This window comes from Actinokineospora sp. PR83 (genome assembly GCF_021056305.1).
GTDB classification, from domain to species: Bacteria; Actinomycetota; Actinomycetes; order Mycobacteriales; family Pseudonocardiaceae; genus Actinokineospora; species Actinokineospora spheciospongiae.
This window is the reverse complement of sequence record NZ_JAJCXD010000117.1, coordinates 1-12,939: the sequence shown is the minus strand read 5'-3', so window position 1 is coordinate 12,939 and position 12,939 is coordinate 1. Positions and strand designations below refer to the sequence as shown.

General features: G+C 77.7%; 1 protein-coding gene. It reads left to right on the top strand.

Going from position 1 to position 12,939, the window contains the following annotated elements:
• Window positions 1–12,939, top strand: a 12,939-nt coding sequence (locus L6E12_RS31080; protein ID WP_236231487.1) for a type I polyketide synthase, incomplete at both ends; no start/stop codon positions are given.

The following is a 12,939-nucleotide window of genomic DNA, read 5'->3' as shown; positions in this document are numbered from 1 at the left end:
GCTGCTGCCGCCCGCCCCGCGCGTCGAGTTGCCCACCTACGCGCTGCGCAGGCGCCGCTACTGGCCCGCAGGCGGCGCGGCGGGCGACCCGGCCGCGCTCGGCCTGGCCCCCGGCGGGCACGCCCTGCTCGGCGCGGCCGTCGTCCTGGCCTCCGGCGACGGCGCGGTGCTCACCGGCCGCGTCAGCGCCGCCGAGCACCCCTGGCTGGCCGACCACGTGGTCGCCGGGCAGGTCGTCGTCCCCGGCACGGCGCTGCTCGACCTGGCCCTGCACGCCGCCGAGCAGGTCGGCGCGACCGCTGTGCTCGACCTGGCCATGCAGGCGCCGCTGGTGCTGCCCGCGGGCGGCGTGCTGATCCAGGTCGTCGTCGGCCGCGCCGCCGACGACGGCTCCCGCCCGGTCACCGTCCACTCGCGACCCGACGACGCGCCGTGGACCCGGCACGCCATCGGCGCGGTCGGGACCACCGTCGCCGCCGCGACCGCCCGGGTGGACCCGCAGGACGGCGACGAAATCCTGCTCGACGACCTGCACGCCGGGCTGTCCGCGCGCGGGGTCGACTACGGCCCCGCGTTCCAGGGCCTCGTCCGCGCCCAGCGCGACGGCGACACCGTCGTGGCCGAGGTCACCCTGCCCGAACCGTTGCAGCCCAGCGGTTTCGGCGTGCACCCCGCGCTGCTCGACGCCGCCCTGCACGCCACCGCGCTCGGCGGGTTCCTCACCGACACCACCACCGCGCACCTGCCGTTCTCCTGGCAGAACGCGCACCTGCTGGCCACGGGCGCCACCGCGCTGCGCGTCCGGCTCGCCCCGGCGGGCCAGGACACCGTCACCGTCACCGCCGTCGACCCGGCGGGCGCGCCCGTGCTGTCCGCCGAGCTGTCCTTCCGGCCGCTGTCGGAAACCGCGCCCGGCGCCGCGCCGGTCAACGACCTCTACCGGCTCGACTGGGTGCCCGTCGCCGCCGAGCCCGTCGACAGCGCCGTCTCCGACGCCGACGTGCTCGGCGCGCTCGACGCGGGCGGCGAGGTCGTCTGGCGCGTCGGTGACCCCGCCCTGGCCGCCGTGCTGCCCGTCCTGCGCCACGCCGCCGCGGGCGAGGCCCGCCTGGTCGCCCTGCTCGACGGCGACGACCCCGACTTCGCCGCCGTGGGAGGTCTGCTGCGCTCCGCGGGCACCGAGCACCCCGGCCGCTTCGCCGTGGTCGACGGGCACGAGCCGGTGCGCTCGGCGGAACCGTGGGTGCGCGTGCGCGACGGCGTCACCACCGCCCCGCGCCTGGCCCGCGCCACCGCCACGACCGCGCCGTCGCCGTTCGGGCCCGACTCCACCGTGCTGATCACCGGTGGCACCGGCACCCTCGGCAGCCTGCTCGCCCGCCACCTGGTCGAGGCGCACGGCGTGCGCGGGCTGGTGCTGGCCAGCCGCTCCGGCGGTACCGCGCCCGAGCTGCCCGGCGCCGATGTCACCGTCGTCGCCTGCGACGTCTCCGACCCCGACCAGGTGCGCGCGCTGCTCACCGAGCACGCCGTGACCGCTGTGGTGCACGCCGCGGGCATCCTCGACGACGGGGTGCTGGAGTCGATCACCCCCGACCGCGCCGCCGCCGTCGCCGCGCCCAAGGCCGACGCCGTGCGCGTGCTCGACGCGGCCACCCGCGACCGGGACCTGACCGCGTTCGTCGCCTTCTCCGCCGCCGCCAACCTCTTCGGCAACCCCGGCCAAGGCGCATACGCCGCCGCGAACGCCGCCGTCGACGCGGTGATCGCCGCCCGCCGCGCCGCGGCCCTGCCCGGGGTCGCCCTGGCCTGGGGCCTGTGGGAGCGCGCCAGCGGCATGACCGGCCACCTCGCCGACCGCGACCTGGCCAGGATGGACCGCGGCGGCGTCCGCGCCCTGACCGACGCCCGCGGCCTGGAGCTGTTCGACGCCGCCCTCGCCGCGGGCGACCCGCTGCTGGTGCCCCTCGGCCTCGACCTGGCCGCCGCGCGCGCCGAGGGTGACCCGCACCCGCTGCTGCGCGGCCTGGTGCGCCCCGCCCGCAAGCGCGCCGCCGCGGGCGGCGCGACCCCGTCCGGGTTCGCCGCCCTGTCCGGCAGGCAGCGCCGCGCGGCCCTGCTCGACGTGGTGCGCGCCCAGGTGGCCGCCGTGCTCGGGCACGACTCCGCCGACGGGATCGACCCCGGCCGCGCGTTCCGCGACCTGGGCTTCGACTCCCTGACCGCGGTGGAGCTGCGCAACCGCCTGGCCACCGCCACCGGCGAGCGCCTGCCCGCCACCGTGGTGTTCGACCACCCCACCCCGCAGGCGCTGGCCGAACTGCTCGCCGGTCGCCTCGAACCCGCCGCCGACCGCGCCCCGGTGGCTGCGGCCGCCGCCGACGAGCCGATCGCGATCATCGGCATGGCCTGCCGCTTCCCCGGCGGCGTGCGCGGCCCCGACGACCTGTGGGAGCTGGTGACCTCCGGCGGCGACGCCGTCGGCGGCTTCCCCACCGACCGCGGCTGGGACCTCGACGGCGGCTTCGACCCCACCGGCGAGCGGCCCGGCTCCACCTCCGTGCGGGCGGGCGCGTTCCTGCACGACGCCCTGGAGTTCGACGCCGACCTGTTCGGGATCTCCCCGCGCGAGGCGCTGGCCACCGACCCGCAGCAGCGGCTGCTGCTGGAGACCGCCTGGGAGGCATTCGAGGCCGCGGGCATCGACCCGCGCGGCGTGCGCGGCAGCCGCACCGGCGTGTTCGCCGGGCTCATGCACCACGACCACGCCTCGCGCCTGCACCGGGTTCCCGCCGAGCTGGAGGGCCTGGTCGGCACCGGTGCCTCGGCCAGCGTCGCCTCCGGCCGCGTCGCCTACGCCTTCGGCCTGGAGGGCCCGGCGCTCACCGTCGACACCGCGTGCTCGTCGTCGCTGGTGGCCATCCACCTCGCCGCCCGCGCGCTGCGCTCCGGCGAGTGCGACCTGGCGCTGGCGGGCGGGGCGACCGTGCTGTCGACCCCCGGGCTGTTCGTCGAGTTCTCCCGCCAGCGGGGCCTGGCCCCCGACGGGCGGTGCAAGCCGTTCTCCGACTCCGCCGACGGCACCGGCTTCGGTGAGGGCGTCGGCCTGCTGCTGCTCGCCCCGCTGTCAGCCGCCCGCCGCCTGGGGCACCCCGTGCTGGCCGTGCTGCGCGGCTCGGCGGTCAACTCCGACGGCGCCTCCAACGGCCTCACCGCCCCCAACGGCCCGTCGCAGGAGCGCGTGATCCGCGCCGCGCTGGCAGACGCCGGACTGCGTCCGTCCGATGTGGACATGGTGGAGGCGCACGGCACCGGCACCACCCTGGGTGACCCGATCGAGGCCCACGCGGTACTGGCCACCTACGGGCAGGACCGGACCGACCCGGTGTGGCTCGGCTCGGTGAAGTCGAACATCGGCCACACCCAGGCCGCCGCGGGCGTCGCGGGCGTGATCAAGGTCGTGCAGGCTGTGCGGCACGGCGTGCTGCCCGGCTCGCTGCACGCGGAACACCCCTCCGCGCACGTCGACTGGAGCGCGGGCGCGGTCTCGCCGGCCGCGGGCAGCCGGGCCTGGGACGCCGAGGTGCGCCGCGCGGGCGTGTCGTCGTTCGGCGTGAGCGGCACCAACGCGCACGTGGTCATCGAGCAGGCCCCCGGGCCCGCTCCCGCCGCCGACGCGCCCGAGCGGGCCGTGCCGTGGGTCGTGTCCGGGCACACCGAGTCCGCCGTGCGCGAGCAGGTCGCCAGGCTGCTGGCCGCCGACCCCGCCGGGCCGGTCGAGACGGCGGCGGCGCTGGCGACCGGCCGCGCCGCCCTGCCCTGGCGGGTGACCGCCGCGGGGCGCACCCGCGCCGAACTGGCCGCCGGGATCGAGGCGGCCGTGCCGGTCGAGGCCGTGCGCCGCCGGACCGCGTTCGTCTACACCGGGCAGGGCTCGCAGCGGCCCGGGATGGGGCGCGGGCTCGCCGCCGCCTTCCCGGTGTTCGCCGAGGCGTGGGACGAGGTCGTCGGCCTGTTCCCGGCCGAGGTGCGGGCGGCGATCGCGGACGGGTCGCGGATCGGGGAGACCCGGTTCGCCCAGCCCGCGATCTTCGCCTTCGAGGTGGCGCTGACCCGGCTGCTGGGCTCGTGGGGCGTGGTCCCGGACGTGGTGGTCGGGCACTCCGTGGGTGAACTGGCCGCGGCCTGGGCGGCGGGGGTCTTCCCGCTGGCCGACGCGGCGCGGCTGGTGGTCGAGCGCGGCGCGCTGATGGGCGCGGTGACCGCCGAGGGCGCGATGGCCGCCATCGCCGTGCCGGAGGACGCGGTCGAGCTGCCCGGGGGCGTCGAGGTCGCCGCGGTCAACGCGGCCGACTCCGTGGTGGTCTCCGGCGACGCCGACGCCGTGCGCGCGCTCGTCGCCACCTACCGCGAGTGCGGGGTGAAGGCCTCGCTGCTCAAGGTCAGCCACGCCTTCCACTGCGCGCACGTGGACGAGGTGCTGCCCGCCTTCCGCGCCGTGGTCGAGCAGGTCGAGCGCGCGGAGCCTGCCATCGAGTTCATCGGCGTCGCGGGTGGGCACGACCCGGCGGGTGTGGACTACTGGGTGGACAACGTGCGCCGCGCGGTCCGCTTCGCCGACGGCGTCGCCCGGCTGGGCGCCGTGCACGCGATCGAGGTCGGGCCGGAGGCCGCGCTCGCCCCGTTCGTCCCCGGCTGCGTCCCCGCCCAGCGCCGGTCCGAGACCCCGGACGAGGAAGCCGACCTGGTGCGAGCCCTGGGCCTCCTGCACGCCGTGGGCGCCCCGGTCGCCTGGGCTGCCTTCTTCGGCACCGGGCTGCGCCGGGTCGCGCTGCCCACCTACGCCTTCCAGCGCCGCCGTTACTGGCTCGACGCCGCCATCCCTGCCCGGGGCGACGACCTGTGCCACCGCGTCGAGTGGACCCCCGTCCACGTGGGCACCGGCGCCGCGGGCGCCCGCTGGGGCGTGCTGCCCGGCGACCCCGCGCTCACCGCGGAACTCCTCGCCGCGGGCGCGGTCGAGGACGGCGCGACCGGCTGGCTGCTGCCCGCGACCTCCGTGGAGCACCTGCTCGCCACCCTGCGCGACCTCGACGACGAGCGGCCGGTCTGGGTCGTCACCCGCGGCGCCGTCGCCGTCCAGCCCGGCACCGAGGTCGACCCCGGCCTCGCCGCGGTCTGGGGCGCGGGCCGCGTCGCCGCGCTGGAACTGCCCGGCACCTGGGGCGGGTTGCTCGACGTCGAGACCGGGGCGCAGGCCCTGGCCTTCGCGGGCGGCCGGGAGGACCAGGTCGCCGTCCGCTCCGACGGCGCCTGGGCGCGCAGGCTGGCCCCGGCTCCCGCTGCGCCCGCGGGCTGGACGCCCTCGGGCACCGTGCTCATCACCGGTGGCACCGGCGCGCTCGGGCAGCACACCGCCCGCCGCTTGCTCGCCGACGGCGCCGAGCGCGTCGTCCTGGTCAGCCGCGGTGGCACCCCGGTCGACATCGACGGCGCCCACGTCGTCGCCGCCGACGCGACCGATGAGGACGCGATGCGCGCGGTCGTCGAGCAGTGGCGGCCCACCGCCGTCGTGCACGCCGCCGGGGTCGCGCTGACCAAGCCGCTGATCGAGACCACTGACGACGACCTGGCCGCGGTGGCCGCGGCCAAGGTCGCGGGCGCCGAGGTGCTGGACCGGGTCACCCGGGACCTGCCGCTGGACGCCTTCGTCGTCTTCTCCTCCATCGCGGGCGCCTGGGGCAGCGGCGGCCAGGTCGCCTACGCCGCCGCCAACGCCCGCGTCGACGCCCTGGTGGCCAACCGCCGTGCCGCCGGGCTGCCCGGCACCGCTCTGGCCTGGGGCCCCTGGGACGGGGCGGGGATGGGTGGCGGCCGGGTCGGCGCCGACCTCGCCGCGCTCGGCCTGCGCCCGCTGCTGCCCGCCCGCGCCCTCGACGCCCTCCACCGCACCGGCGCCGCGCACCTGGTCGTCGCCGACGTCGACTGGCCGCGGTTCACCGAGACCTTCACCGCCCGGCGCCCCAGCCCGCTGCTGGAGCGCCTCGCCCCCGCGCCCGCCGCGCCGGTCGCCGTGCCCGCCGTGGTGGACCTGCCGTCCGAGGACGACCTGCTCGACCTCGTCCGGACCACCACCGCCGCGGTCCTCGGGCACGCCGACAAGGCCGCGGTCGGCGCCGACCGCACCTTCCGCGACCTCGGCGTCGACTCGCTGACCGCGGTCGAGGTGCGCAACGCCCTCACCGCCGCCACCGGGCTGGCCCTGCCCGCCGCCGTGGTCTTCGACCACCCCACGCCGCGCGACCTCGTCGCGCGCATCACCGCCGACCTCGCGGGCCGCACCGCCGCGCCCGCGCGCACCGCCGCGGCGACCGACGAGCCGATCGCGATCGTCGGCATGGCCTGCCGCTTCCCCGGCGGCGTCGACAGCCCCGAGCGGCTGTGGGAGGCCCTGGTCGGGGGCCGGGACCTGGTCGGGCCGTTCCCGGCCGACCGCGGCTGGACCGGCGAGGGCCGGGGCGGGTTCCTCGACGCCGCCGCGTTCGACGCCGGGTTCTTCGCGGTGAGCCCGCGCGAGGCCGTGGCCATGGACCCCCAGCAGCGCGTCCTGCTCCAGGTCGCCTGGGAGGCGCTGGAGCGCGCCGGGATCGACCCCACCGGCCTGCGCGGCGCCCCGACCGGGGTGTTCGCGGGCATCAGCGGCCAGGATTACGTCTCGCTGCTCGGTGCCGCCGCCGAGGACGTCAGCGGGCACGTGCTCACCGGCAACGCCGTCAGCGTCGCCTCCGGCCGCATCGCCTACGCCCTGGGCCTGGAGGGTCCGGCGGTCTCGGTCGACACCGCCTGCTCCTCGTCGCTGGTCGCCCTGCACTGGGCCGCGCGCTCGCTGCGCTCGGGCGAGTGCGACCTCGCCCTGGCGGGCGGCGTGACGGTCATGCCCACCCAGGGCACCTTCACCGAGTTCGCCAAGCAGGGCGGGCTGTCGGCCGACGGCCGCTGCAAGGCCTTCGCCGACGGCGCCGACGGCACCGGCTGGTCGGAGGGCGCGGGCGTGCTCGTCGTCGAACGCCTCTCCGACGCCCGCGCCCGCGGCCACCGCGTGCTGGCGGTGCTGCGCGGCTCGGCGGTCAACCAGGACGGGGCGTCGAACGGGCTCACCGCCCCGAACGGGCCCGCCCAGGAGCGGGTGATCCGCGCCGCGCTCGCCGCCGCCGACCTGGACCCGTCCGATGTGGACGTGGTGGAGGCGCACGGCACCGGCACCGCGCTCGGTGACCCGATCGAGGCCGAGGCGCTGCTGCGCACCTACGGTGCGGGCCGCGACCCGCGGTCGCCGCTGTGGCTGGGCTCGCTGAAGTCCAACACCGGCCACACCCAGGCCGCCGCCGGTGTCGCCGGGGTCATCAAGGTCGTGCTGGCCCTGCGCAACGGCACCCTGCCGCGCACCCTGCACGCCGAGCGGCCCACCGCGCACGTCGACTGGTCGGCCGGGTCCGTCCGGCTGCTGTCGCAGGCCCAGCCCTGGCCGGAGGGCGACCGGGTGCGGCGCGCGGGTGTCTCGTCGTTCGGCATGAGCGGCACCAACGCGCACGTCATCCTGGAGCAGGGAGACCCCGTCGAGCCCACCGCCGACGCGCGGGTGGACGCCGTCGTGCCGTTCCTGGTGTCGGCCCGCACCCCGGAGGCGCTGCGGGCGCAGGCCGCCCGGTTGGCCGCCGCGCTGCCCGCGCTGCCCGCCTCGGACGCCGCGCATTCGCTGGCGACCACGCGGGCGCTGATGGAGCACCGGGCCGTGGCGGTCGGCGCGGACGCCGTGGCCGCGCTGGCCGCGGGCTCCGCGCACCCGCTGCTCGTCTCGGGCGCGGCCGGGGAGCCGGGCAAGGTGGCGTTCGTCTTCCCGGGTCAGGGTTCGCAGTGGGTGGGCATGGCCCATGAGTTGGCGGCGGAGTCGCCGGCGTTCGCGGCGCGTCTTGCCGAGTGTGCTGCGGCGTTGTCGGGATTCGTGGACTGGTCGTTGGACGAGGCTTTGGGTGATGTCGCGCTGGTGGAGCGCGTGGACGTCGTTCAGCCGGTGCTGTGGGCCGTGATGGTGTCCCTCGCTGAGGTGTGGCGTTCATGGGGCATCGAGCCCTCCGCCGTCGTGGGCCACTCGCAGGGGGAGATCGCTGCCGCGGTGGTGGCGGGTGCTCTGTCGCTTGAGGACGGTGCCCGGGTCGTCGCGCTGCGGTCGAAGGTGCTGCTGCGGCTGGCAGGCCGGGGCGGGATGGCGTCGGTCGCGCTCGGCGTCGACGACGTCCGCGCGCGGATCGCGCCCTTCGGGGAGCGGCTGTCGGTCGCCGCGGTGAACGGGTCGACGGCCGTGGTGGTCTCCGGCGAGCCGTCCGCGCTGGACGAGCTGGTCGCGGGCTGCGCGGCCGACGACGTGCGGGCCAAGCGGATCGCGGTGGACTACGCCTCGCACTCCGCCCAGGTCGACGAGCTGGCCGACGAGCTGCTGGCCGCCCTCGCCCCCGTCCGACCGGTCGCGGGCACCATCCCGGTCCGCTCGACCGTCACCGGGCGCACCGAGGACGGCACGGCCTTCGACGCCGCCTACTGGGTGCGCAACCTGCGCTCGCCGGTCGAGTTCGCCGACGCGGTCGACGCGCTGGTCGCCGAGGGCTTCGGGACCTTCGTGGAGTGCTCGCCGCACCCGGTGCTGACCATGTCGCTGCCCGAGGGCGTGACCGCCGTCGGCTCGCTCAAGCGCGATGAGGGGGGCCTGGCGCGCGCCCTGCTCTCCCTCGGTGAGCTGGTCGTCGCGGGGGTCACGCCCGACTGGGCCGCCGTCGTGCCCGGCAGGCCCGTCGACCTGCCGACCTACGCCTTCCAGGAACAGCGCTACTGGCCCACGCCGCGGCCGGTGACCGGCGACGTCACCGCCGCGGGCCTGGCCGCCACCGGCCACCCGCTGCTGGCCGCCGCCGTCGCCCTGCCCGCGGGCGGGCAGGTGCTCACCGGGCGGATCAGCGTCGCCGCCCTGCCCTGGTTGGCCGACCACGTGGTCGCCGGGCAGGTCGTCATCCCCGGCACCGCGCTGCTCGACATGGTGCTGCTGGCCGCGGGCGACGCGCTGGCGGACCTGACCTTCGCCGCCCCGCTCGTGCTCCCCGCCGAAGGCGGCGTGGACGTGCGCGTCACAATCGATGGCGCGGCGGGCGGCGCGATCGAGGTGCACGCCCGCCCCGACGGCGGCGACTGGACCCGCCACGCCACCGCGACCCCCGGCGCTCCTGCGCTCCCGGCCGCGCTCGGGGAGTGGCCGCCCGCGGAGGCGGTGGAGATCGGCACCGACACCCTCGCGGACCTCTACGCCGACCTGGCCGTCGCCGGTCTCAGCTACGGCCCCGCCTTCCAGGGCCTGCGCCGCGCGTGGCAGCGCGGGGACGAGGTCTTCGCCGAGGTCGCCACCGACCCCGGCGCCGAGGGGTTCGGCCTGCACCCCGCCCTGCTCGACAGCGCGCTGCACGCCGCCTCCCTCGGCGCGGGCGGCGCCGCGGGCCTGCCGTTCTCCTGGACCGGCGTCACCCGCCACGCCGAGGGCGCGCAGACGCTGCGCGTGCGCCTGGCCCCCGCGGGCGACAACGCCTTCAGCGTCGCCGCGTTCGACGCCGATGGCCGCCCGGTCCTGACCGCCGACGCGCTCGCCCTGCGCCCGGCTCCGGACCTGGACGCCGCCACCGAACCGCTGCACACCGTGGAGTGGACGCCGGTCGACGCGCCCGCGGCCGCGCCGCCCACCCGCGAGGTCGTCCGCGCGGACGGCACGTTCCAGCAGGTCGTCGCGCGCGTGCAGGAGTTGCTGCGCGGCGACGGCGACATCGTCCTGCTGGTCGACGCGACCACCGAGACCGGCGCGGCCGCGGGCGGTCTCGGCCGCGCGGCCGCCGCCGAGCACCCCGGCCGCGTCGTCGTGGTCGAGGCCCGCGCAGGCCAGGACGTCCCGGCGGCCCTGCTCGGGCAGGTCGTCGCGCTCGGGGAGCCCTGGGTCCGGGTGCGCGACGGTGCAGGCGGCACCGGGATCGAGGTGCCGCGCCTGGTCCGGATCGAGCCGACCCCGACCGCGCCGCTGTTCGGCCCGGCCGACGCCGTCCTGGTCACCGGCGGCACCGGCGCGCTCGGCGCCGAGGTCGCCCGCCACCTCGCCCGCTCCGGCGTACGGGAACTCGTGCTGGCCAGCCGCAGCGGCGGGGCGGACGACCTCGTCGCGGAGCTGGCCGGGTCGGGCGCCGCCGTGCACGTCGCCGCCTGCGACGTCAGCGACCGCGCCGCCGTGGCCGCCCTGCTCGCCGCGCACCGGGTGACCGGGGTCGTGCACGCCGCCGGGGTCATCGGCGACGGCGTGGTCACCGGGCTCACCGACGAGCAGGTCGCCGCCGTGTGGGCGCCCAAGGTCGATGCCGCCCGCCACCTCGACGAACTGGTCGACGACCACGCCGCCCTCGTCGTCTTCTCCGCCGCCGCGGGGCTGTTCGGCAACGCCGGGCAGGGCGCGTACGCCGCCGCCAACGCCGCGCTCGACGCCCTCGTCGCCCGCCGCCGCGCCGCGGGCAAGCCCGCGGTCTCGCTGGCGTGGGGGCTCTGGGCGCAGGACAGCGGCATGACCGGGCACCTCACCGGCACCGACCGCCGCAGGCTCGCCCGCGCGGGAGTCCGGCCCCTGACCACCCCCGCCGCCCTCGACCTGTTCGACCGGGCACTGGCCGCCGACCGGGCGCTGCTGGTCCCGATCGGGCTCGACCTGCCCGCGGTGCGCTCCGCCGGGGACCCGCACCCGCTGCTGCGGGCGATGGTCCCCGCCGCCTCGCGCCGCGCCGCCACCCCCGCGGGCGACCTGCTCACCCTCGTCCGCGACACCGCAGCCGCCGTGCTCGGCCACGACTCCGCGACCGCGGTCGGCGCGGACCGGGCGTTCAAGGAGCTCGGCTTCGACTCGCTGACCGCGGTGGAGCTGCGCAACCGGCTCAGCGCCGCCACCGGCCTGCGCCTGCCCGCGACCCTGGTGTTCGACCACCCCACCCCGCGCGCGGCCGCCGACCTGCTCGCGGGCCTGCGCGAGCCCGCGCCCGCCGCGCCGATCGCGCCCGTCCGCGCCACCGCGCACGACGACCCGATCGCCGTGGTGGCGATGGCGTGCCGGTTCCCCGGCGCGGACGACCCGGACGCGCTGTGGCGGCTGGTCGTCGACGGCGTCGACGCCACGGGCGGGTTCCCGGTCGACCGGGGTTGGGTCCTGCGGCCCGACTACACCCCCGTGGGCGCGTTCCTCGACGGTGCCGCGGACTTCGACGCCGACCTGTTCGGCATCTCCCCGCGCGAGGCGCTGGCGATGGACCCGCAGCAGCGCGTCCTGCTGGAGACCGCCTGGGAGGCCGTCGAGCGCGCCGAGCTCGATCCGCGCTCGCTGCGCGGCAGCCGCACCGGCGTGTTCACCGGCATCATGTACTCCGACTACGCCAGCAGGCTCCCCTCGATCCCCGAGGACCTGGCGCCGCTGCTGGCCACCGGCAGCTCGGCCAGCGTCGCCGCGGGCAGGCTCGCCTACGCCCTGGGCCTCGAGGGCCCGGCGATGACCGTCGACACCGCGTGCTCGTCGTCGCTGGTGGCCCTGCACCTGGCCGCGCAGGCGCTGCGCGCGGGGGAGTGCGACCTGGCGCTGGCCGGTGGCGCGACCGTGCTGTCGACCCCCGCCGTGTTCGAGGACTTCGCCCGCCAGGGCGGGCTGGCCGCGGACGGCCGCTGCAAGCCGTTCTCCGCCGACGCCGACGGCACCGGCTTCGGCGAGGGCGTCGGCCTGCTCGTCCTCGCCCGCCTGTCCGACGCCCAGCGCAACGGCCACCCCGTGCTGGCCGTGCTGCGCGGGTCCGCGGTGAACTCCGACGGCGCCTCCAACGGGCTGACCGCTCCGAACGGCCCGGCCCAGCAGCGGGTCATCCGGGCCGCGCTCGCCACCGCGGGCCTGCGACCGTCCGATGTGGACCTGGTTGAGGCGCACGGCACCGGCACCACCCTCGGTGACCCGATCGAGGCCCAGGCCCTGCTCGCGACCTACGGCCAGGACCGCGCCACCCCGCTGCTGCTGGGGTCGATCAAGTCCAACATCGGCCACACCCAGGCCGCCGCGGGCGTCGCCGGGGTCATCAAGGCGATCCAGGCCATCCGGCACGGCGTGGCGCCCCGCTCGCTGCGCGCGGGCGAGCCCACCCCGCACGTGGACTGGTCGGCCGGGTCGGTCGAGGTGCTGGCCGAGCAGCGCGACTGGCCCGCCGTGGACCGCCCGCGCCGGGCGGCGGTGTCCTCCTTCGGCATCAGCGGCACCAACGCCCACGTCGTCCTCGAGCAGCCCCCGGCCGCCGCGGCGCCGCGACCGGTCGAGCCGACCGCGCTGGTGTGGCCGGTGTCCGGGCGTTCGGTCGCGGCGCTGCGCGCCCAGGCCGGGCGGTTGGCGGAGTTCGCCGAGACCGCCGACCTGGCCGCGGCGGGTGTGGCGCTGGGGACGACCCGCGCCGCGTTGGAGTTCCGCGCCGCCGCGACCGGGTCCGACCGCGAGTCGCTGATCGCCTCGCTGCGGCGGCTGGTGACCGGAGACGCGGTCGAGGCCGTCGCGGGCCCGGTGGCGTTCGTGTTCACCGGTCAGGGGTCGCAGCGGGCGGGCATGGGTCGTGAGTTGGCGGCGGCGTTTCCGGTGTTCGGTGCCGCGTGGGATGAGGTCGTGGGCTTGTTCCCCGTCGAGGTGCGGGAGGCGATCACCGAAGGTACGCGGATTGATGAGACGCAGTTCGCGCAGCCTGCGATTTTTGCTTTTGAGGTTGCGATGGTGCGGTTGTTTGGTTCGTGGGGTGTTCGTCCGGATGTGGTGATCGGGCATTCGGTGGGTGAGATTGCTGCGGCGTGGGCTGC